Below are 20,929 nucleotides of genomic sequence, written 5' to 3'. Positions count from 1 at the left end.
CGCCCAGCGTCGAGCATGGGGGCATGGGGGACGTGCTCGGCCTGCTGCACCAGACGGTGACCTCACCGTGGGTGTACCTGGTGATCGTCGCGGTCACCGCGGTCGACGCGTTCTTCCCGGCGGTGCCGGGTGAAACCGTGGTGATCACCGCTGGCGTGTTCGCGGCGAGCGGCGAGCCGAACCTGGTGGCGGTGATCGTGACCGCCGCGCTCGGCGCACTGGTCGGCGACCACGTCTCGTACGCCATCGGGCGCGGCGGGGGCGCGCACCGGCTGGCCCGGTTGCCCGCCGACAGCCGGCGGCGGGCGAGTTCCGAGTGGGCCCGCCGGGCGGTCGACAGGCGCGGCGGGATGATCCTGACGACCGCGCGCTACGTGCCCGGCGGCCGTACCGCGGTCACGCTCACCATGGGCGCGGTCCGCTATCCGCTGCGCTCGTTCCTGCTCTACGACGCGTTGGCGTGCGGCACCTGGGGGATCTACTGCGGGCTGCTCGGCTACTTCGGCGGGCTGGCGTTCGAGCACAACCCGGTCACCGGGCTGCTCGCCGGCATCGGCATCTCGGTGGCGGTCACCGGCCTGTTCGAGGCCGCCCGCTGGGCCCGTCGCCGGGCGCGCGCCCGGGCCGCGGCGCGACGCGGCGGTTGTTGAGAGGGGGCCCCACCTATACCGCAGGCGTTAACAGGGGGCCCCTCCTTACACCGCACCCGGGCGCCAGGTGATGCCGCGTAGGAGTTGGTCGGCGCCCAGCCAGGCGACGTTCATCATCCGGGTGGCGGTCTTCTCGGCATCGGCCTCGGGGTGGTCGGCCAGCCAGTCGGCCAACGACTCGGACGCGCCGACCAGCGCGTACGCCACCACCTCCAGGTCGGTGGCGCCGACCTCGCGGCCGGAGGCGCGCAGCGCGTGGTCGAGCATGCCGGCGACCACCTCGACCAGCCGGCCGCGCATGGTGGCCAGCTCGGCGGCGAACGGCTGGGAGCCCCGGGCCTGCCGGTAGAGCACCGCCCAGCCGTCCCGGTGCGCGCCGACGAAGCCGAAGAACGCGCGCAGCCCGCGCCAGAGCCGCTCGTCGGCCGGCAGGTCGGGGGCGGCGGCGCCGGCGATGGCCTCCATCATCCGGGTGCCCTCGCGGTGCAGGCAGGCGACGAAGAGTTCCTCCTTGGTGCCGAGGTAGGCGTAGACCATCGGCTTGGAGATGCCGGCGTCGTCGGCGATCTCGTCCATGCTGGCGGCGTGGAAGCCGCGTCGGGAGAAGACCTTGACCGCCGCGTCGAGCATCTGCTGCTCGCGTACGGCGCGGGGAAGGCGCTTGAACGTCGGTGTGCTGGACACCCTTGCAAGCATACCTACTCGTGCGTAAGGTTACGCCGGAGTAACCAAAATCGAGAGGTGTCTTCCATGACTGACTTCGACCCGGCCACCTTCGCGAACGTCGGCCCGAAGGAGTTCGCGCAGCTGGTCAAGTCCACGCCGGACGACAAGATCGCCGAGATCATGTCCGGTGACGCGCGCGGCAAGATCCTCAGCGAGGTCTTCAACCGGATGCCCACGCTGTTCCGGGCCGACCGCGCCGGCTCCACCAACGCGGTCATCCACTGGAACATCACCGGTCGTCCGGACGGCGGCACCGACACCTACGAGATCGTCATCGAGAACGGCACCTGCACCGTCTCGGACACCCCGACCCGGGACCCGAAGCTCAGCCTCACCATGGGCCCGGTCGAGTTCCTGAAGATCGTCTCCGGCGGCGCCAACCCGGTGATGATGTTCATGACCGGCAAGCTGAAGGCCAAGGGCGATCTCGGCCTGGCGGCCAACATCGCCAACCTGTTCGACATCCCCAAGGCCTGACCATGGCCGAGTTCTCGCTCGACCTGAACGAGGAACAGCGGGACCTTCGCGACTGGGTGCACGGCTTCGCCGCCGAGGTCGTGCGCCCGGCCGCGGCCGAGTGGGACGCCCGGGAGGAGACTCCCTGGCCGGTCATCCAGGAGGCGGCGAAGGTCGGCCTGTACGGGTTCGAGTTCCTCGCCACCTGCTGGGCCGATCCCACCGGCCTCTCCCTGCCGATCGCCAGCGAAGAGCTCTTCTGGGGCGACGCCGGCATCGGCCTGAGCATCTTCGGCACCGCCCTCGCGGTCGCCGGCATCTACGGCGCCGGCACCCCGGACCAGCTCGTCGAGTGGGTGCCGCAGTGCTTCGGCGACACCGACCAGCCGGCCGTCGCCGCGTTCTGCACCACCGAGCCGGAGGCCGGCTCCGACGTCGGGTCGATGCGGACCCGCGCCGTCTACCACGAGGCCACCGACGAGTGGGTGCTCAACGGCCAGAAGGCGTACGCCACCAACGGCGGCATCGCCGGGGTGCACGTGGTCACCGCCTCCGTCGCGCCGGAGCTGGGCTCGCGCGGGCAGGCCGCGTTCGTCGTACCGCCGGGCACGCCCGGCCTCAGCGCCACCCGCAAGCTGCGCAAGCTCGGGCTGCGCGCCTCGCACACCGCCGACGTCTTCCTCGACGACGTCCGGGTGCCGGGCCGCTGCCTGCTCGGCGGCCGGGACGCGCTCGACGAGCGGCTGGCCCGGGCCCGCGCCGGCCAACGCGCCTCCGGCCAGGCGGCGATGCGCACGTTCGAGCTGTCCCGGCCGACCGTCGGCGCGCAGGCGCTCGGCGTGGCCCGCGCCGCGTACGAGTACGCGCTCGACTACGCCAAGGAGCGGGTGCAGTTCGGGCGGCCGATCATCGAGAACCAGGCGGTCGCGTTCGCGCTCGCCGACATGCGGATGGAGATCGACGCCGCCCGGCTGCTGGTCTGGCGGGCGTCCTGGATGGGCCGCAACAACCGGCCGTTCACCGCCGGCGAGGGCTCGATGTCGAAGCTCAAGGCCGGCGAGGTGGCGGTCTCGGTGACCGACAAGGCGGTCCAGCTCCTCGGCGGCGCGGGCTTCCTGCGCGACCACCCGGTCGAGCGGTGGTACCGGGACGCCAAGATCTACACCATCTTCGAGGGCACCTCCGAGATCCAGCGGCTGGTCATCTCCCGGGCCATCTCCGGGATGCAGATCCGCTGATCGCCGCCGGAGGACGGCCCGCGACGGCACGCCGTGCCGGGCGTACCGATGCGCGGCCGGGGTCCACCTGGTCGCCGTCGGCGCCGTCGCGGGCCGGGCCCCCTCGCGCGACCGACCAGGCCGGATGCATGATCGGGAGACCTCGAACGCGAAGGAGGTTGCGCCGTGGACCTGCCGTTCATCGTCGCCACGCTGACCCGACGCGGACTGCTCACCCCGGGCCGCCCGATCCGGGTGGCCTCGCAACTGAACGCGCTGCGCCGGTGGGGCTGGAGTCTCGCCGGCGAGCTGCGCCAGGCCGCCGCCCGCGACCCCGGCCGGGTCGCCGTGGTGGACGAGCACGGCGCCGCGCTGACCTACCAGGAGCTGCTGGACCGCTCGGAACGGTTGGCCCGGTCGCTGCGCTCCGGCCTCGGCGTGCGGGCAGGCGACCGGGTGGGGCTGCTCTGCCGTAACCACCACGGGCTGATCGAGGCGATCGTCGCGTCGATGCTGCTCGGCGCGGACGCCGTCCTGGTCAACACCGGCCTCTCCGCGGCCCAACTGGTCACCGTCGCCGACGAGCAGGGCCTGCGCGTGCTGGTGCACGACGCCGAGTTCGCCGACCGGGTGCTCGGCCTCCCGGCCGAACTGCACCGGGTCGACGAGCGACGGCAGGAGGAGCTGATCGCCGGCGCGGTGCCCGGCGACAAGCTCCAGCCGCCGGAACGCGACGGCCGGACCATCGTGCTGACCTCCGGCACCACCGGCACGCCCAAGGGCGCCCGCCGGCCCACCCCGCACGGCTTCGGCCCGCTGGTGTCCATCATCGACCGGATTCCGCTGCACGCGCGGGACGTCGTCATGATCGCCGCCCCGATCTTCCACACCTGGGGGTACGCCGCCCTCCAGGTCTCGTTCGCGCTGCGCGCCACGGTCGTGCTGCACCGCCGCTTCGACCCGGCCGCCACGCTGGCCGCGCTGTCCGACCAGCCGTGCGACGCGCTCTTCGCCGTACCGGTGATGCTGCAACGGCTGATGGAGGTCGCGCCGCCGGCGCACCGGCCGCCGCTCAAGGTGGTCGCGGTCAGCGGCTCCGCGCTGCCGGGCAACCTGGCCACGGCGTTCATGGACCGCTACGGCGACGTGCTCTACAACCTGTACGGCTCGACCGAGGTCTCCTGGGCGTCCATCGCCGGCCCGGCCGAGCTGCGCGCCGCGCCCACCACGGCCGGCCGGCCGCCGCACGGCACCCGGCTGGAGATCGTGGACGAGGAGGGCCGGCCGGTCCGGGACGGTCGGGTCGGCCGGATCTTCGTCGGCAACGAGATGCTCTTCGAGGGCTACACGTCGGGCGCCGGCCGGGAGAGCCGCGACGGGCTGCTCGACACCGGCGACCTGGGCCGACTGAGCCCGGAGGGCCTGCTCTTCGTGGACGGGCGGGCCGACGACATGATCGTCTCGGGTGGCGAGAACGTCTTTCCCTCCGAGGTGGAGGATCTGATCGCCCGGTTGCCGCAGGTCCGCGAGGTGGCCGTGCTCGGCGTGCCGGACCCGGAGTACGGGCAGCGGCTGGCCGCGTTCCTGGCGCTGCGCCCCGGCGAGACGCTCGACCCGGAGGCGGTCCGCGAGTACGTCCGGCGCTACCTGGCCCGCTTCTCGGTGCCCCGCGATGTGATCTTCGTCAAGTACCTGCCCCGTAACGCCACCGGCAAGGTGCTGAGTCGGGAACTACGCCGGTACTTCGACTGATCGGCTGACCACAGAGGACGGAGCATGGTGCTACCTTTGCCCGCGTTTCAGTGGGTGAACGGGGAAAAACACCATGGTCCGACTCCGCCGACGAACCGCGCTCGGCCTCCTCCTCGGCGGCGCGTCCGCCTCCGCGCTCGGCCCCCTCGAACCGGTGCGCGGCGAGCACCGCGAGAGCGCTCCGGTCCCCCGGCAGCTCCCGCCGGTCGAGATCGAGAACCGCGCGGCCGGCGCGCCCTGGTGGCCGGCGGACGGCGGCCGGGCCGCCGACGACCGGCGACGTCAGATCCAGGGGTACGCCTCGACGACGAGCGTCGCCCCCGGCGAGACGATCGACTTCCACGTCGCGGTCGACCCGGCCGGCCCGTTCCGGATCACCGTGCACCGGATCGGCTGGTACGCCGGCGCCGGTGCCCGCACGCTGCTGACCAGCCCCGAACTGGCCGGCGAGCCGCAGCCGGTGCCGCCCGCCGACCCGGACACCGGCGCGCTCGACTGCCGGTGGCCGCGCTCCTGGCGCCTGCGCGTGCCCGAGGGCTGGGCCTCCGGCCTCTACCAGGCGGTCTTCACCTCGGCCGCCGGCTGGCGGGCAGCCACCCCCTTCGTGGTACGCGACGACCGGCGGGCCGCCGCGCTCTGCGTGGTGCTGCCGGTGACCACCTGGCAGGCGTACAACCAGTGGCCCCGCGACCGGCGGGCCGGCCGGAGCCTCTACAACGGCTACCGCCCGAACGGCCGACGCGATCCCGGGCTGCGGGCCCGGGCGGTCTCCTTCGACCGCCCGTACGCCGGCGCGGGCCTGCCCACCCAGGCCGACCGCGACCAGGACGCGATCCGGTGGCTGGAACGCAACCGCTACGACGTCAGCTACGCGACCAGTTTCGACCTGCACTCCGGTCGCCTCGACCCGGCCCGGCACCGGGGGCTGGTGTTCTGCGGGCACGACGAGTACTGGTCGGCGGAGATGCGCCGGGCCGTGGAGGCCGGGCTGGCCGGCGGCACCAGCCTCGCCTTCTTCGGCGCGAACAGCGTCTACTGGCACGTACGCGTGGGCACCGCGGCGGACGGTCGCCCGGAACGCCTGGTCGAGTGCGCCAAGACCCGCCCCGACCCGGGCGAGGACGCCGCCGGCCCGACGGTCACCTGGCGCGACCTCGACCGGCCGGAGCAGGCGCTGCTCGGCGTGCAGTACAACGGCATCGTGCTGACCCCGCAGCCGCTCGTGGTGCGCTCGGCCGACCACTGGGTGTGGGCCGGCACCGGCGTGGCCGACGGGGACCGCATCCCCGGCGTGGTGGCCGGTGAGGCGGACGGCCTGAACGCGGGCGTCCCCCGCCCCGGCGGGACGATGCTCAGCTCGTCGCCGTACCCGGCGCAGCAGGGTGGCCGACGGCTCCAGGGCACCCACGTCCACGAGACGCCGCAGGGCGCGGTCGTGTTCGCCACCGGCACGCTCGGCTGGACCATGGCACTGGACCGGCGCGGCCACCGCGATCCACGGATCGAGCGGGCCACCGCCAACGTGCTCGACCGGATGGTCGCCCGGGACCGGTCCGCGCCCGCCTGACGGCCACCTACGAAATTTCCACCCAGGACCGACCACGGTGCGGTGCGGTGGTCCGCGCGGCGCTCGCCATGGTGCCGCCCGCGGTCAGCCCGGGATCGTGATCCGGCCGTCCACCGCCGCCGCCGCGATGTCGGTGCGGTGGTGGGCGCCGGCCAGCTCGACGCCGCGTACCAGCGCGTAGGCGGCGTCGCGCGCGGCGGCCAGGTCCGGGCCGGTGGCCGTACCGCAGAGGACCCGGCCGCCCGCGGAGCGCAACGTGCCGTCGGCGTCGCGGCGGGTGCCGGCGTGGATGATCCCGGCGCGGTCCGCGCCGGTGATCACATCACCGGTACGCGGGCCCGCCGGGTAGCCCTCGGCCGCGACCACGACGGTGACCGCCGCGCCGTCGCGCCACCGCAGCGGCGGGTGCGCGCCAAGCGTGCCGGTGGCGGCGGCGTGCAGCAGCCCGGCCAACGGCGTCTCCAGCAGGGCGAGCACCACCTGCGTCTCCGGGTCGCCGAAGCGCGCGTTGAACTCGATCACGCGGGGACCCTTCGCGGTGATCGCCAGACCCACGTAGAGCAGGCCGGCGAACGGGGTGCCCCGGCGGCGCAACTCGGCCAGCGTCGGGTGCACCACATCACGCATCACGTCGTCGACCAGGCCCACCGGCGCCCACGGCAGCGGCGCGTACGCGCCCATGCCGCCGGTGTTCGGCCCGGTGTCGCCGTCGCCGACGCGCTTGAAGTCCTGCGCCGGCAGCAGCGGCAGCGCCGCGTCGCCGTCGGTGACCACGAAGAGCGAGACCTCGGGACCGTCGAGGAACTCCTCGATCACCACCCGGCCGCACTCGGCGGCGTGCCGTTCGGCGAGCGCCCGGTCGTCGGTGACCACCACGCCCTTGCCGGCGGCGAGCCCGTCGTCCTTCACCACGTAGGGCGCGCCGAACTCGTCCAGCGCCCGCGCCACCTCGGCCGCGTCGACGCAGGTGTACGCGCGGGCGGTCGGCACGCCGGCGGCGGTCATCACGTCCTTCGCGAACGTCTTCGAGCCCTCCAGCCGGGCCGCCTCCGCGCCGGGGCCGAACACCGCGATGCCCTTGGCGCGTACCGCGTCGGCGACGCCGGCCACCAGCGGCGCCTCCGGACCGATGATCACCAGGTCGGCCGCCAGTTCGACGGCGAGCGCGGACACCGCGGCCGGATCGGTGGGGGTCACCTCCCGCAGCGCGGCGACCTCCGCGATCCCCGGATTCCCCGGTGCCGCGACAAGCGCCTCGACGGCCGGGTCGCCGGCCAACCCGAGCGCGAGCGCATGCTCCCGCCCCCCACCACCCACAAGAAGAACCCGCACGACCGGCATCCTACTGACCCCACCACCCCACCCCGTTGATCATGAGGTTGGCGGCAGGATGTGAGATCGAAAATGCCGCCAACCTCATGATCGACGCGTAATCCGGGCGGTCAGGGCCTGGCGGACCACCTCCGGGATGTAGTCGGGGCGGAGGGTGTCGGGCCAGGTGAAACGGAGCACGGCCCACCCGGCGTTGGCCAGGCGGTTCTGGCGTCGCCGATCGTCGAAGAGCGCGTCGGGAGCGCTGTGCGGCTCCCGGCCGTCCGCCTCGGCGATCACCCGGGCGGCCCGCCAGCCCATGTCTCCGATGCCGAGCAGATAGCCGTCGGTGTCACGCACCTCGACCTGGAGGGCGTCCGGTGGGACGCCGCCGTCGACACAGCGGAGCCGGGTGCGTGTCTCGAGCGGCGACTGCGCCGCGCCGTTCGCCTCGGCCAGGTAGGTGCGTGCAGCCACCGCACCTCGCCGACCCGCGATCAGGGCAGGGATGGAACCGAACTCGTCCTCGCTGAGCTTCCCGCGGTTCAGCGCCGAGTCGAGCAGCGCGACGGCGGCGTATCGGCGCTCCCGGCGGATCAGATCCGCAAGTGTCCGCACGGGGACGGTCACCGGGATGCCGTCGACCGACGTCAGGTCGCCGGCGGCATGCTCGAACTGGTGCAGGACGACGACGCGATCCCGGACGCGCGCCGGTCGGGCGGCGTCGCCTGGTAAGGCGACGTGGATGGCAGGCGTTCGCGGGAGGCCCGCGATCCCGTGCAGTTCCGCGGCGGTAGCGAGGACGGCGTGCGCCTCCGGCCCCGACGACAGCACCGCAGCCCGAATCGCGCAATGTCGTTCCCGGGTGGCCGACCCGGAGGAGGGCCGCACGGCATACGTCGCGCGTGCCAGCCGTCGCCATCGACCGGAGGTGAGGAGATTGTCGATCTCATGTCGACTGAAGCCGACACGCAGCGCCTGCTCCCGAGTGACGACGCCACCCTGTTCCCCGGCAATTCGCCCGAGCACCGACTCACGTTCCACCCACCGAGCCTCCCGGCGACCACACCCCGCGAAAAGCCCCTGTGGAAAACCCTCCCCACCCTGTGGACAACCACCGGTCGCCGACTTCGCTCCCCCCGCCCCGTCGATCATGAAGTTGGCGGCGATGTGGATCTACAAATCGGCCGCTAACTTCATGATCGACGCAGTGGGGGCGGGGTGGGGTGGGGTGGGGTGGGGTGGGGGTGGGGGGGGTTAGGGGAGGAGGGGGTGGCGGAGGACGTTTTCCTCGCGGCCGGGGCCTACGCCTACGACGCTCACCCGGGTGTTGGTGAGTTCCTCGATGCGGGCTATGTAGCGCCTCGCGTTCTCGGGGAGCTCGTCCTCGGTCCTCGCCTTGGTGATGTCCTCCCACCAGCCGTCGAGCTCTTCGTAGATCGGCGTGGCGTGGTGGAAGTCGGTCTGCGTCATCGGCATGTCGTCGAAACGCTCGCCGTTGATCTCGTACCCGACGCAGATCGGCACCTTGGGCAGGCCGGTCAACACGTCCAGCTTGGTCACCACCAGGTCGGTGACGCCGTTCAGGCGGCAGGCGTACCGGGCCACCACGGCGTCGAACCAGCCGCACCGGCGCTCCCGACCGGTGGTGGTGCCGTACTCGTGGCCGACCTTGCGCAGGTGCTGCCCGTTGTCGTCGAACAGCTCGGTCGGGAACGGGCCGGAGCCGACCCGGGTGGTGTACGCCTTGCTCACCGCGATGACCTTGGTGATCGCGGTCGGCGGGATGCCGGCGCCCACGCACGCCCCACCGGCGGTCGGGTTCGACGAGGTGACGAACGGATACGTGCCGTGGTCCATGTCGAGCATGGTGGCCTGGGCACCCTCCAGCAGCACGGTCTCGCCGCGGTCGAGCGCGTCCCAGAGCATCACCCGGGTCTCGGCGATGTAGGGCCGCAGCCGCTCGGCGTACGCGAGGTACTCCTCGACGGTCTCGTCGACGTCGATCGCCTTGCGGTTGTAGACCTTGAACAGCGTCTGGTTCTTCTCCCGGAGCGCCAGCTCCAGCTTCTTGCGCAGGATGCCCGGGTCGAGCAGATCCTGGAGCCGGATGCCCATCCGGGCGACCTTGTCGCCGTACGCCGGGCCGATGCCCCGGCCGGTGGTGCCGATCCGGGAGCTGCCCAGGTAGCGCTCGACCACCCGGTCCAGCGCCCGGTGGTGCGGCATGATCAGGTGCGCGTCGCCGGAGATGCGCAGCCGGGAGACGTCCACGCCGCGCTCGGCGAGCCCGTCGATCTCCTGCAGCAGCACCTTCGGGTCGACCACCACGCCGTTGCCGATGACGATCATCGCGCTCGGCGAGAGCGCGCCGGACGGCATCAGGTGCAGCGCGTACTTCTGGCCGTCCGGCGTGATCACGGTGTGGCCGGCGTTGTTCCCGCCGGAGTAGCGCACGACGTAGTCGACCCGCTCACCCAGCAGGTCGGTAACCTTGCCCTTGCCCTCGTCGCCCCATTGGGCGCCGAGGAGCACGATCGCTGGCATCTTCTCCGCCTCCAGAAGGCTCGGGTGCCAGGTGGCGACCGGTCGGCGAGCCCGGGGTGTCAGGCTAACAAGTAGTGACGGCGGGACCGGCAGGGGTTCGTCGAGAAGCAGGAGGCTCGTTCGTGTACGACGTGGTGCTGCTCACCCTCGGCTCGGAGCGGGACGCTCCCGGTGCGGGCTGCGGCAGCGGCGGGGCCTGCTGTGGTGGCGCGGACGAGACCGTCGAGGCAGCCGGCGAGGAGCGCTGCGAGACGCCGCGCGTACCGGTGCTGGCCTGCGCGGACGCGCTGACCGCCCGGGGCGCGCGGGTGACCACGGTGACCGCCCGGTCAGATGCGGAGATCGACGAGGTGCTGGCCCGCCTCGACGGCCCGCCCCGCCCCGACGGCCTCACCTGGCCGGACCCCGACGGCAAGACCCGGCTGATCGTCGCCACGGCCAGTGACGGTCAGTTGCGCGCCGTGCTGCGTCGGCTGGTCCGCCGGTACGCTCCGCCGCCCAGCCGCCGCCCCGCCGACCTGCCGGAGAACCGCACGCTGCCCGACCTGCCCCCGGTCGGCGTACTCCCGCTCGATCCGGCCCGGTCCGGGACGGCGCGGGACCTGGCCGCGCAGCTCGGGCTGCCGCGTGACCCGGCGGCGGTGGCCACGGCGGTGCTGGACGGCACGGCACGCCGACTGGACCTGCTGCGCAACGACGGTGGCTCGGTGACGCTCGACGGCGCGCTGCTCGGCGCCGCCGACGACGCCGGGCGGCCACTGCACTGGCGGGCCCGTGTCGAGGTCGACGGCGCGGTGCTCAGCGACGGCTCCGAGCCGATCACCGCGTGCGCGATCGGCAACGCGGGCGGGTACGCGCGCCTCGGCGAGGTGACGCTGCTGGCCGACCCCGATCCGACCGACGGCCGGATCGCGGTGGGCGTGGCCGTGCCCGTGGTCACCCGATCCGCGTTGGGCCGGAAGAAGGTCCGGCTCGAGGTACGCCGGGCCCGGGGCCGGGCCGTGGCGGTCGTGCCCCGGGACGATCGGGTGCCCTTCCTCGACGACGGCGTCGAGGGTGAACTGAGCCGGAAACGGTCCTGGTGGACCGAGCCGGGCGCCTGGGCGGTCTGGACGGGCTGACCCTGATCGATCCGTGCCCGGGCCACGCCGCTGGCCGGACCGCCTATCCTCGGCGGGAGGGATCTGGAGGAACCGTGGTGCACGAGAACGACGACCGGGCCCACGTACCGGGCCGACCGCAGGTGCCGGAGCGGGACATCGAGCCGCTCTGGCCGCCCGAGGAGATCGACGGGGTGGTCACCGCGCCGCCGTGGGCGGCCCCGGCCCAGCCGGCCGTGCCGCCTTGGCCCCTCCCGCCGGCCGACGCCCCGGTTCCGTCGCCGCAGGCCACGCCGGCCCCGTCGCCGCAGGCCACCCTGGTCCCGTCACCACAGGCCACCCCGACCCCGTCGCCACAGGCCACGCCGACCCCGTCACCACAGGCCACCCCGACCCCGTCGCCACAGGCCACGCCGGTCCCGTCGCCGCAGGCCGGCCCGATGGCCGTTCCGGGCCGGAGTGGACCGCCGGCTCCGGCGTGGGCCGCCTCGACAGCCGACGTCGATCGTGCCGGACCGGCGGCGCATCCGTACCGGCCGGCGACGCTGCACGACCGGCCCGCCGCTCCGGCGACCGGCCCCGGGGCCACCGCCGCGCCCGTGGACGACGCCGGTCCAACCCCGATCCCGACGCGGGTGAACAGTGGCGGTGACGCCCCGGCGAACGGCCGGACCGAGTCACCGTGGGCGCAGCCACCGCAGCGCGCCACCGTCGAGGCCGCCACCGCTCCGGTCGGTTCGGCACCCGTGGACGGTCCGCAGCCGGCGGCCGGGCCGGGCGTACCGGCCGAGGAGTCCCCGCCCCGGCTCGGCCCGTTCCCGCCGTCGCCGGGCATGCCCCTGCCGCAGCAGCCGTCCGGCACCGGCACCGGCTCGGTCTACCCGCCGGTCACCTACCCGCCGCAGCCCGGCCAGCCGGGTTGGTACCCGCCGGGATGGCCGCCGCCGCAGCCGGGTGCGCCACAGGAGGCGAGCGGACCATCCCCGGCCGGCGGACCGGTCGAGGCGGGAGCACCGCCACACGGCGGCGTACCGCCACAGGCGGTCAGGTCGGCCCACGCCGGGGTGCCGCCGCACGCGGGGATGCCGCCACAGGCCGGGATGCCGCAACCGGGTGTGCCGGCACAGCCGCCGCAGCCGCCGGCGTCCGGCCCACCGGCGACCGGGACGGCTTACCCGCCGGTGCCCGGCCAACCGGCAGTCGGGGCGACGTACCCGCCGGTGCCCGGCCCACCGGCAGTCGGGACGGCGTACCCGCAGGCGTCCGGGCCGCCGGCGACCGGGACGGCGTACCCGCCGTTGCCGGGGCCGGCGCGTCAGCCGGCCGTGCCGCCCGGGGTGTACCCGGAGCAGGGCTGGCCTGCACCGCAGGTGGTGCCGCCGACGGCGGAGGACTTCGCCCGGCGGCGTCAGGTCCGGCCGGTCGACCCGGTGGCCACCATGGGCGTCCGCGCGGTGGTGAACCGGATCGGGCTGGTCCGGCTCGCGCCCGGCCGGCACGAGCAGGAGATGAAGCGCGACATCGAGATGGTCCGCCGCAACTTCGGCGGGCTGCGCCAGGTGACCGTGGTCAACCCGAAGGGCGGCGCCGGCAAGACGGTGGCCATCCTGCTGCTCGCCATGACGTTCGGCCAGAAGCGCGGTGGCTACGTGCTGGCCTGGGACAACAACGAGACCCAGGGCACCCTCGGCATGCGGGCGCAGCAGGACTTCCACGCCCGTACGGTGCGGGACATGCTGCGCGACCTGGGCCAGTTCCAGGGTGCGCAGGGACGCGTCGGCGACCTGTCGCAGTACGTCCGCTCGCAGGGCGAGGGGATGTTCGACGTGCTCGCCTCGGACGAGTCGGCGACCGGCGGTGAGATGCTGACCGCCGCCGCGTTCGCCGAGATCCGGGACGTGGTCAGCCGCTTCTACAAGCTGATCTTCGTGGACACCGGGAACAACGTCCGGGCGCAGAACTGGCAGGCCGCCATGGACGCCACCGACCAGTTGGTGGTCACCATGTCGGCGCGGAACGACTCGGCCGAGACCGCCGCCCGGATGCTGGACCACCTGGAGCAGAGCGGCCGGCAGCGGCTGGTCCGGCAGGCGGTCACGGTCGTCTCGATGCCACCGTCACGCAAGGAGATCGACCTGCCGGCCATCCAGGCCCACTTCGCCGCCCGCACCCGGGCGGTGCTGCTGGCGCCGTACGAGCGGCTCATCGACACCGGCGAGCCGTTGCGCTACGGCCAACTCTCGGCCGCCACCCGCGACGCCTGGCTGAAGATCGCCGCGTCGGTGGCGGAAGGGCTGTAGGACGGCGCGACGGCCGGCCCGGGTCCGGGGCCGGCCGTCGCGGGACGGATCAGTCGCTGGCCAGCGCATCCCCGGCGGCCGGGTCGCAGTCGCGGAGGAACTGGGCGCAGCGGGCCGCCTCGTCCGCCTCGCCGATCTCACCGGCGGCCCGGGAGAGCACGTAGAGGCAGCGGAGGAAGCCCTGGTTGGGCGCGTGCGACCAGGGCACCGGACCGTGGCCCTTCCAGCCGCTGCGGCGCAGCTGGTCCAGGCCCCGGTGGTAGCCGGTGCGGGCGTACGCGTACGCCGGGACGACCTGGCCCGCGGCGAGCGCGCGGCCGGCCAGCGACGCCCAGGCCGCACTGTAGGTCGGGAAGCGGGCTGCGACCTCGGCGTACGCCTCTTCGGTGCCCTGCTCGACCGCGGCGGCGAGCGCGGCGTCGGCCTCCTCGGAAACCGGGAGCAGGGTGGCCGGTGGCTCTGGCAACAGGTTCTGCATCGCCCCATTCAACCCGCTTCGCCCTGGCGCGCGCGAGGGGGGCCGGCCGGCCGGTCGGCTGAACGGCTGAGGGTTTCGTCACGCCTCGGCGGGACCACACGTACCCGCGGCCCATGCCGCCGCCGTGGTTCTTGCACTACAACTACAGGTCCGGAGCCTCCCCAGGACCGGTTACGCAGGAGCCCGGCGGCGCACCCGCCGGGCTCCTGTCCGTACCGCCCGGGTTTGCGAGGTTGCCCGGCCGGGGCAGGATGATCTGGTGCCGACCCCACCACCCGCGGACGTCATCGAGCCGCACGCGCCCCACGTCGACGAGGTGCAGACCCGGACCGAGTTCGATCACCGGCTGGCCGGGGGGACCCTCGCCGGCCTGACCGTGCAGGGTCTCCGCCTCGACCTTGATCCGGTTCCGGACCTACGCGACGTCGACGTCGCCGGCACGCTCTTCGTGGGCTGCCGGTTCGCCGACCGTGAGGTGGGCGCGGACCTGGTCCGCCGGGGCGCCAACGTCGTGCCGCCGTTCTCCGGGCTGCCCTACCCGACCCAGCCGTCGCACCTCTACACCGCCGACGACCTGGCCGCCGGCTTCGCCGAGGGCGGGTTCGCCGAGATGTACGACACCCGGGTGTACGCGCACTTCCGGGCGCACGGCGGCGCGCTGCCGGACGTCCGCGAGGCGCTCGGTCAGCGGCTGCACGACCACGGCGTGGACAACGCGCTCGCCGACGCGACCCGGGCGTGGCTGGCCGTGCACGGGCCGCAGTCCGTGGTGGGCGTAATGGGTGGGCACGCGGTGCCGCGCGGCAGCGCCGCGTACCGGATGGCGGCGGTGCTGGGCTGGGAGCTGGCGCGGGCCGACCGCCTGGTGGTGACCGGCGGCGGTCCGGGGGTGATGGAGGCGGCGAACCTCGGCGCGTTCCTGGCGGCCTGGCCGGCCGAGGAACTGTCGGCCGCGATCGACGTGCTGGCCGCCGCGCCGGACTTCACCGACCACGACCGCTACACGGCGGCGGCGCTGACGGTACGCAAGCGGTACGCGGACGGCCCGTCGCTGCCCTCGCCCCGGCCGGCCGCGCCGGACACCGGGTGGGCCCGCTCCGGCGGCCTGGCCATCCCCACCTGGCTGTACGGCCACGAACCGGCGAACCTGTTCGCCGGCCGGGTCGCCAAGTATTTCTCCAACGCCATCCGGGAGGACACCATCCTGCGCCTGTCTCGGGGCGGCATCGTGTTCGCGCCCGGCCGGGCCGGCACCGTGCAGGAGGTGTTCCAGGCCGCCACCAAGACGTTCTACGGCACCGACGGGGCCAGCGGCGCGTACGTCTTCCTCGACCGCGCGTTCTGGACCACGGAACTGCCGGTGGAGTCGCTGCTGCGGCCGTTGTTCGCCGCGTCCCCGTTCGGCGACCTGTCCCGCACGATCCACCTCACGGACGACGTCCGCGAGGCGGTCGCGCTCCTCGTGCGCTGACCGTGCAAGGAGGGGCCCCCTCTTAACGCCTGCGGTAGAGAAGGGGCCCCTTGTCAACAGACGCCTGTTAACAAGGGGCCCCTCCTTACATGCGGGGCGTTACTTCATTCGGGTGCCGGTGGAGCGCAGGTGCTCGCAGGCCTCGACCACGCGGGCGGCCAGGCCGGCCTCGGCCAGCTTGCCCCACGCCCGCGGGTCGTACTGCTTCTTGTTGCCGACCTCGCCGTCGATCTTCAGCACGCCGTCGTAGTTGCGCAGCATGTGGTCCGCGACCGGGCGGGTGAACGCGTACTGCGTGTCGGTGTCGATGTTCATCTTCACCACGCCGTAGTCCAGCGCCTCCCGGATCTCCTCCAGCAGCGAGCCGGAGCCGCCGTGGAAGACCAGGCTGAGCGGCTTGTCCTTGCCGTACTTGGCGCCGACCGCGTCCTGGATCTGCTTGAGCACCTCGGGACGGAGCTTCACGTTGCCCGGCTTGTAGACGCCGTGCACGTTGCCGAAGGTCAGCGCCGCCATGTAGCGGCCCTTCTCGCCCAGGCCGAGCGCCTCGACCATGGCCAGTCCGTCGTCCACGGTGGTGTAGAGCTTGTCGTTGATGGCGTTCTCGACGCCGTCCTCCTCGCCACCGACGACGCCGACCTCGATCTCCAGGACGATCTTGCCCTTGGCGGCCTCGGCGAGGAGCTGCTCGGCGATCTCCAGGTTCTCCGCCACCGGCACGGCCGAGCCGTCCCACATGTGCGACTGGAACAGCGGCTCCTGGCCGTTCTTGACCCGCTCCTGGGAGATGGCCATCAGCGGCCGGACGAACTTGTCCAGCTTGTCCTTCGGGCAGTGATCGGTGTGCAGCGCGATGTTCACCGGGTACTTCTTGGCCACCTCGTGCGCGTACGCGGCGAACGCGGTCGCGCCGGTCACCATGTCCTTGACCGACGGGCCGGACAGGTATTCCGCGCCACCGGTGGAGACCTGGATGATGCCGTCGCTCTCCGCGTCGGCGAAGCCCTTGAGCGCCGCGTTCAGCGTCTGGGAGGAGGTCACGTTGATCGCGGGGTACGCGTACCGGCCGGCCTTGGCCCGGTCCAGCATCTCCGCGTAAGCCTCGGGGGAAGCGATGGGCATGTCGAACGCTCCTTACTTACCGCTCTCGGCCGTACAGGCCGTCGTCTTTCCTCGGGTGCGCCGGACCGCGCTGTCCACCGCGGGCAGTATCCCGTAGAAGCGAACGCGGGACACAACCGACCCGGGCACCGCTCACCGTTCCTCCAGACGGTCCGGCACGGCGACGCTGATCAGCCAGCTCACCACCGACACCACGATGGCCCCCCAGAAGGCGGCCCAGAAGCCGTCGACGTGGAACGGCAGGCGCAGCACGCCGGCGATCCAGTCGGTCAGCAGGAACAGCAGCGCGTTCACCACGAGCGCGAACAGACCGAGCGTGAGCAGGTAGAACACACAGCCGAACACCTTGATGAGCGGCTTGAGCACCGCGTTGACCACGCCGAAGACGAGCGCCACCACGATCAGCGTGAACACCGTGTTGCCGCCGTTGCGGCCGGTGACCTGCACCCCGGGCACGATCAGCGTGGTCACCCACAGCGCGACCGCGGTGATCGCCAGCCGGATGAGGAAGCCCACGCCTCCATCCTGGCACCGGCCGCGCGCCCGGGGAGGCGCAATCGCCGACTCCGCGCTTCGCCCGGCTCCGAGCGGTGGCCCGGACCAGCCCGTACGGTGGTGGGGACACGGTCGGAACGAGACGCAGGGAGGGACGATGGGACAGCCCGACGAGGACTTCGCCCCGAGCGACCACCTCGCTCCGGAGGAACGGGACCCCGAGGCGGAGCCGGCCGACGCGGTCGAGCAGGCCGCCCCGGCCACCCTCGACGACACCGACGGTGAGCCGCACCGGGGCCTGGAGGTCGCCGACTGGGACGCCATGGAGCAGGCCCGCGTGGTGAGCGCCGACGAGGACGACTACCGCTGACGCTGGTCAGCGCAGGCTGACGACCTGCGCCGGGTGGGCGGCGGTCCAGCCGGCCAGCCGGTCGCCACGCAACGCGTCCAGGAAGCCGTCGACGAGTGTCGGGTCCGGTTCGAAGCCGCGCGCCGTCCACTCCTGGTAGCGGACCGGCAGGCCGAGCGCGACCGGGTCGGCGGTGCCCGCCCGAACGGCCACGGAGAGCAGCGCCGGCAGGGACAGGTCACCGGTGTCCGTGGTCAGGGCCGGTCCGACCTGGCCGACCAGCCGGCCGAGGCGTACCGGATCGCTCGTGATCCCCTGCTCGCGTATCTGGCGGAGCAGGCCGGCCGCGTACCGGAGCGCGTTGCGTTCCCGGTCCAGCACGGCCTCGCGCAGGCCGTACCGCTGTCGCAGCAGGTCCACCGCCTGCGCGCCGTCGAGCCGCTGACAGCCGGCCGGGAAGCGCCGGTCGGTGTGCACCGAGCGCACCGCCGCCGGCAGGCAGACCGGTACGCCGCCGACCGCGTCGGTGAGCGTCCGGGTGGCCTGGTAGGTGAGCACCGCCCCGGCGTCCACCGGCACCCCGGTCAGCCGGGTGACCGCCTGACGGGTGGCCCGGTAGCCGGCCGCCAGGTCGCCCGACCCGGCGCCCAGGGCGAAGGTCGCGCTGAGCTTGTCCGTCCCGCCCTCGGGCATCGGCACGAGCAGGTCACGCGGGATGGACACGAGGTAGAGCCGGCTCCGGTCGGCCGGCACGTGCACCAGCACGATCGAGTCGGCCCGCCGGCTGGCGTCCGCCTGGTCCAGGCCGAGCAGCAGCACGTTCAGCGCGGTGCCGGGGGGCGGCGACGGCGCGGCGGTGGCGAGCGGCGTGGGCTGCGGTGGTCGGGGCGCCACCACGGTGAAGCCGACGAGCGCGACGGCGGCCACCGCCAGCGCGGTGCCGGCCAGGCGTACCCGCCGACGGCGTCGACGTCGACGGGCCACCGCCCGGTCGATGGCGGCCCGGACCGGGCCGGTGGACGGCGTCAGCGCCTCGTACCGGGCGAACGCGGCCCGCAGCTCGTCCTCGATCATGAGCAGACCTCCACGTGTTCGGCTCGGAGCGTGGCCAGGGCGCGCGAGATGCTGGACCGGACGGTGCCGACGGCGCAGCCGAGCACGTCGGCGATCTCCGCGTCGGACAGGTCCTCGTAGTAGCGCAGCACCAGCGCGGCGCGCTGCCGTCGGGGCAGCCGGGACAGCCAGGACCAGACCTGGTCCCGGTCCACCGCGGACTGGGCGTGGTCGGCGGGCGCGGGCACCGCGTCGTCCGGCTCGCCACGCAGCAGCACCCGGCGGGCCCACGAGCCGCGCCGCCAGTCCACGAACTGGTTGGTGAGCATCCGGCGCACGTACCGTTCCGGCGCGTCGGCGCGGGCCACCCGTCGCCAGTGGAGCTGGACCCGGACCATGGTCTCCTGCACCAGGTCCTGGGCCTGGTGCGGGTCGCCGGTCAACATGACCGCGTACCGCAGCAGCGCGCCCAGCCGCGCGTCGACGAACTCCTCGTACGTCACTGCACCTCCCGGTGTCCCGCTCGATAGACGGGCACGGGGGCACCGAACATTGCGGCGGTGGTGATCAACCGTTCGGTCAATGTTCGCCGTTCGGGGCACCGGCCCGGCTTAAGGAATCTTTAAGCTCCACGGGCTCCACCTGATCATCCCCACGGGAGGACCCCCTACATGCTCAGCAACTCCACCCGGCGCTGGCTCGCCGGGTTGGGCGTCGCAGGCGCGTTCGTCGCCGCCTCCGCCATCCCCGCGTCGGCCGCGGATCCGGCCGTCCAGCTCGCGCTCTACTTCCCGAACACCACTGTCGCCCTGGGCAGTGAGGGCAAGATCGAGACGCCCTACGTGTACGCCAACGAGCCGGTCGTGGTGAACAACCTGACCGTCCGCTACGACTACTCCGGGCTCGCCGGCAAGGCGAAGATCACCCCGGAGATCGACGGCGACTGCACCACCCCGGCCAAGAACGTCCTGCTCTGCCAGGAGCACTTCGAGGTCGGCATCGACGAGTGGGGCATCGCCGGCCTGCTCAACATCAACATCGCACCGGCCGCCGGCGCGAAGGACGGCGACTCCGGCGACCTGAAGGTCACCGTCAGCGCCGACGGCGTGACGTCGGCCAGCCACACCGCCACCGTGAAGATCGGTGAGGGCGTCGACCTGGCGGGCGGCCCCGAGGTGACCCGCAGCGCCGCCCCGGGTGGTTCCTTCACCGCGCCGCTGGCCGTGCGCAACGCGGGTGAGACCACCGCGAAAGGCGCCGTGGTCGTCTTCGACCAAGACTACGGCATCCGTACGAGCAAGCACTACAGCAACTGCACCTACGTGGAGGACTGGCTGCGTACCTGCTCCTTCCCGGACCTGACCGTGGCCGGCGGCGAGACGTTCGCCGCGACCGTGCCCTACACGGTGGCCAAGGACGCGTACGCGCCGGGCGCCGACTACGCCTACCACAACTGGATGACGGTCGCGGAGTTCGACGACTTCACCGACTACCTGGACAACCACGGCGTCTCGGTCGGCAAGCCGGGCACCGAGGGGCCGCTGGTGCTCACCAAGCAGTCCGCCGTGCAGGCCCGCTCCTTCCAGGCCGACCCGAACCCGGAGAACAACTGGTCCGGCATGGAGGTCAAGGTCACCGGCAAGAACGGTGTCGACCTGGCCGCCATCGGCGACTCGGTGACCGGCAAGAAGGGCGACGTGGTCAAGGCGACCGTGGGCGTCCGCAACAACGGTCCGGCCACGCTCGACTTCGGCCGCAGCGGCTCGCCGGTCACCAAGATCGACGTCACCGTTCCGACCGGCACCACCGCGGTCGAGGTGCCCGACAACTGCATGCCGCTCAACGGCAACGACGGCGACTGGCAGGAGCCGGGCACGCCGGGCGCCAAGGCCTACCGCTGCTACCCGGACATCTTCATCCAGGCCGGCGAGGAGCAGACCGTCGAGCTGGGCCTGCGCATCGACAAGGTCGTGCCGAACGCGACCGGCGCGGTGGTCATCAACGCCAAGTGCGAGTGCGAGGGCTTCCAGGACGACACCAACAAGGCCAACGACGCCGCGAAGCTCGTCGTGAACGCCGCTCCGGCTGGCGGCGACGGCGGCCAGGGTGGCGGTGACGGCGGCACGCTGCCGATCACCGGTTCCTCCACCGGCCTGATCGCCGGCATCGGCGCGCTGCTGCTCGCCGCCGGCTTCGGCGGCTACGTGGTGGCCCGCCGCCGCAAGACCCGCTTCGTCGCCTGACCGAACCACCCCGGGTGCCCCGCCGACCACACCGGTCGGCGGGGCACCGCCACATCCAGAGCACCCCGAAAGAAAGACCCCAGAAGCAGCAC

19 protein-coding genes are annotated in these 20,929 nt (G+C 73.2%); 10 read left to right on the top strand and 9 right to left on the bottom strand.

Features of this window, described 5'->3' with window-relative positions; translation table 11 throughout:
• Window positions 1-23 precede the first annotated feature (23 nt).
• Entirely contained in the window at window positions 24-650 is a 627-nt protein-coding gene (locus OG767_RS02060) for a DedA family protein (protein WP_405091903.1), read from the top strand.
• A gap of 45 nt (window positions 651-695) precedes the next feature.
• Here OG767_RS02060 and OG767_RS02055 read toward each other — a convergent pair whose 3' ends face one another.
• Window positions 696-1,334, bottom strand: coding sequence for a TetR/AcrR family transcriptional regulator (locus tag OG767_RS02055; protein ID WP_357304213.1), 639 nt, complete (start codon window positions 1,332-1,334; stop codon window positions 696-698).
• A 66-nt stretch (window positions 1,335-1,400) separates the two neighbouring features.
• On the opposite strand from OG767_RS02055, the gene OG767_RS02050 reads away from it, so the two are divergent.
• The 4 genes from OG767_RS02050 (at window position 1,401) to OG767_RS02035 (ending at window position 6,368) form a co-directional block, all read left to right on the top strand.
• Window positions 1,401-1,853: an SCP2 sterol-binding domain-containing protein gene (locus OG767_RS02050; protein WP_343444160.1), complete on the top strand. Its 453-nt coding sequence runs from the start codon at window positions 1,401-1,403 to the stop codon at window positions 1,851-1,853.
• Between the two features lie 2 nt (window positions 1,854-1,855).
• Window positions 1,856-3,070 carry an acyl-CoA dehydrogenase family protein gene (locus OG767_RS02045; protein ID WP_281933594.1) on the top strand — a complete coding sequence of 405 codons (1,215 nt, stop codon included), beginning with the start codon at window positions 1,856-1,858 and terminating at the stop codon, window positions 3,068-3,070.
• 165 nt (window positions 3,071-3,235) lie between these two features.
• Window positions 3,236-4,801 (top strand): AMP-binding protein, encoded by a 1,566-nt coding sequence (locus OG767_RS02040; protein WP_405091902.1) that lies wholly within the window; start codon window positions 3,236-3,238, stop codon window positions 4,799-4,801.
• 73 nt (window positions 4,802-4,874) lie between these two features.
• Window positions 4,875-6,368, top strand: a complete 1,494-nt coding sequence (locus OG767_RS02035) for a N,N-dimethylformamidase beta subunit family domain-containing protein (protein ID WP_405091901.1) — start codon at window positions 4,875-4,877, stop codon at window positions 6,366-6,368.
• A gap of 84 nt (window positions 6,369-6,452) precedes the next feature.
• On the opposite strand, the gene purD is transcribed toward OG767_RS02035, so the two are convergent.
• The 3 genes from purD to OG767_RS02020 all read right to left on the bottom strand — a co-directional run bounded on the left by purD (window position 6,453) and on the right by OG767_RS02020 (window position 10,226).
• Window positions 6,453-7,700: a phosphoribosylamine--glycine ligase gene (purD, locus tag OG767_RS02030; RefSeq protein ID WP_405091900.1), complete on the bottom strand. Its 1,248-nt coding sequence runs from the start codon at window positions 7,698-7,700 to the stop codon at window positions 6,453-6,455.
• 84 nt (window positions 7,701-7,784) lie between these two features.
• Window positions 7,785-8,723, bottom strand: coding sequence for a type IV toxin-antitoxin system AbiEi family antitoxin domain-containing protein (locus OG767_RS02025; RefSeq protein WP_405091899.1), 939 nt, complete (start codon window positions 8,721-8,723; stop codon window positions 7,785-7,787).
• Window positions 8,724-8,936: 213 nt separating this feature from the next.
• On the bottom strand, window positions 8,937-10,226 hold the full coding sequence (locus tag OG767_RS02020; RefSeq protein ID WP_405091898.1) for an adenylosuccinate synthase: 1,290 nt from the start codon (window positions 10,224-10,226) through the stop codon (window positions 8,937-8,939).
• Window positions 10,227-10,348: 122 nt separating this feature from the next.
• On the opposite strand from OG767_RS02020, the gene OG767_RS02015 reads away from it, so the two are divergent.
• Together OG767_RS02015 and OG767_RS02010 are read left to right on the top strand one after the other, a co-directional pair.
• The gene (locus OG767_RS02015) at window positions 10,349-11,347 is read left to right on the top strand and encodes a diacylglycerol kinase family protein (protein WP_405091897.1); all 999 of its coding nucleotides are present in this window, start codon (window positions 10,349-10,351) and stop codon (window positions 11,345-11,347) included.
• 77 nt (window positions 11,348-11,424) lie between these two features.
• Complete coding sequence (locus OG767_RS02010; RefSeq protein WP_405091896.1) at window positions 11,425-13,626, top strand: chromosome partitioning protein; 2,202 nt, start codon at window positions 11,425-11,427, stop codon at window positions 13,624-13,626.
• Between the two features lie 49 nt (window positions 13,627-13,675).
• On the opposite strand, the gene OG767_RS02005 is transcribed toward OG767_RS02010, so the two are convergent.
• A complete protein-coding gene (locus OG767_RS02005; protein ID WP_107162633.1) occupies window positions 13,676-14,104 on the bottom strand; it encodes a DUF3151 domain-containing protein in 429 nt (142 codons plus the stop codon).
• Between the two features lie 259 nt (window positions 14,105-14,363).
• Between OG767_RS02005 and OG767_RS02000 the strand changes: the two genes are divergently transcribed.
• Entirely contained in the window at window positions 14,364-15,575 is a 1,212-nt protein-coding gene (locus OG767_RS02000; RefSeq protein ID WP_405091895.1) for an LOG family protein, read from the top strand.
• A gap of 99 nt (window positions 15,576-15,674) precedes the next feature.
• On the opposite strand, the gene fbaA is transcribed toward OG767_RS02000, so the two are convergent.
• The gene (gene fbaA / locus OG767_RS01995) at window positions 15,675-16,697 is read right to left on the bottom strand and encodes a class II fructose-bisphosphate aldolase (RefSeq protein ID WP_107162635.1); all 1,023 of its coding nucleotides are present in this window, start codon (window positions 16,695-16,697) and stop codon (window positions 15,675-15,677) included.
• Window positions 16,698-16,829: 132 nt separating this feature from the next.
• Window positions 16,830-17,213 (bottom strand): phage holin family protein, encoded by a 384-nt coding sequence (locus OG767_RS01990; protein WP_396855825.1) that lies wholly within the window; start codon window positions 17,211-17,213, stop codon window positions 16,830-16,832.
• Between the two features lie 136 nt (window positions 17,214-17,349).
• Here OG767_RS01990 and OG767_RS01985 point away from each other — a divergent pair, with 136 nt between their 5' ends.
• The gene (locus tag OG767_RS01985; protein WP_405091894.1) at window positions 17,350-17,562 is read left to right on the top strand and encodes a hypothetical protein; all 213 of its coding nucleotides are present in this window, start codon (window positions 17,350-17,352) and stop codon (window positions 17,560-17,562) included.
• A gap of 6 nt (window positions 17,563-17,568) precedes the next feature.
• Here OG767_RS01985 and OG767_RS01980 read toward each other — a convergent pair whose 3' ends face one another.
• Both OG767_RS01980 and OG767_RS01975 read right to left on the bottom strand, forming a co-directional pair.
• Window positions 17,569-18,615, bottom strand: a complete 1,047-nt coding sequence (locus OG767_RS01980; protein ID WP_405091893.1) for an LCP family protein — start codon at window positions 18,613-18,615, stop codon at window positions 17,569-17,571.
• Window positions 18,612-19,097 (bottom strand): SigE family RNA polymerase sigma factor, encoded by a 486-nt coding sequence (locus OG767_RS01975; protein ID WP_281933618.1) that lies wholly within the window; start codon window positions 19,095-19,097, stop codon window positions 18,612-18,614. The genes OG767_RS01980 and OG767_RS01975 overlap by 4 nt, the downstream gene beginning before the upstream one ends.
• Before the next feature lie 168 nt (window positions 19,098-19,265).
• Here OG767_RS01975 and OG767_RS01970 point away from each other — a divergent pair, with 168 nt between their 5' ends.
• Complete coding sequence (locus OG767_RS01970) at window positions 19,266-20,837, top strand: LPXTG cell wall anchor domain-containing protein (protein ID WP_405091892.1); 1,572 nt, start codon at window positions 19,266-19,268, stop codon at window positions 20,835-20,837.
• Window positions 20,838-20,929: the final 92 nt, after the last annotated feature.

It is taken from the genome of Micromonospora sp. NBC_01392 (assembly GCF_045040125.1).
Lineage (GTDB): Bacteria > Actinomycetota > Actinomycetes > Mycobacteriales > Micromonosporaceae > Micromonospora.
This window is presented reverse-complemented; position numbering and strand designations above follow the sequence as displayed.

Bases quoted from the DNA above. Each gene is read 5' to 3' on its own strand.
- OG767_RS02050 (WP_343444160.1), top strand. From the start codon at position 1,401: ATGACTGACTTCGACCCGGCCACCTTCGCGAACGTCGGCCCGAAGGAG.
- OG767_RS02005 (WP_107162633.1), bottom strand. From the start codon at position 14,104: ATGCAGAACCTGTTGCCAGAGCCACCGGCCACCCTGCTCCCGGTTTCC.
- OG767_RS01985 (WP_405091894.1), top strand. From the start codon at position 17,350: ATGGGACAGCCCGACGAGGACTTCGCCCCGAGCGACCACCTCGCTCCG.
- OG767_RS02035 (WP_405091901.1), top strand. From the start codon at position 4,875: ATGGTCCGACTCCGCCGACGAACCGCGCTCGGCCTCCTCCTCGGCGGC.
- OG767_RS01980 (WP_405091893.1), bottom strand. From the start codon at position 18,615: ATGATCGAGGACGAGCTGCGGGCCGCGTTCGCCCGGTACGAGGCGCTG.
- OG767_RS02045 (WP_281933594.1), top strand. From the start codon at position 1,856: ATGGCCGAGTTCTCGCTCGACCTGAACGAGGAACAGCGGGACCTTCGC.
- OG767_RS02020 (WP_405091898.1), bottom strand. From the start codon at position 10,226: ATGCCAGCGATCGTGCTCCTCGGCGCCCAATGGGGCGACGAGGGCAAG.
- fbaA (WP_107162635.1), bottom strand. From the start codon at position 16,697: ATGCCCATCGCTTCCCCCGAGGCTTACGCGGAGATGCTGGACCGGGCC.
- OG767_RS02060 (WP_405091903.1), top strand. From the start codon at position 24: ATGGGGGACGTGCTCGGCCTGCTGCACCAGACGGTGACCTCACCGTGG.
- OG767_RS01970 (WP_405091892.1), top strand. From the start codon at position 19,266: ATGCTCAGCAACTCCACCCGGCGCTGGCTCGCCGGGTTGGGCGTCGCA.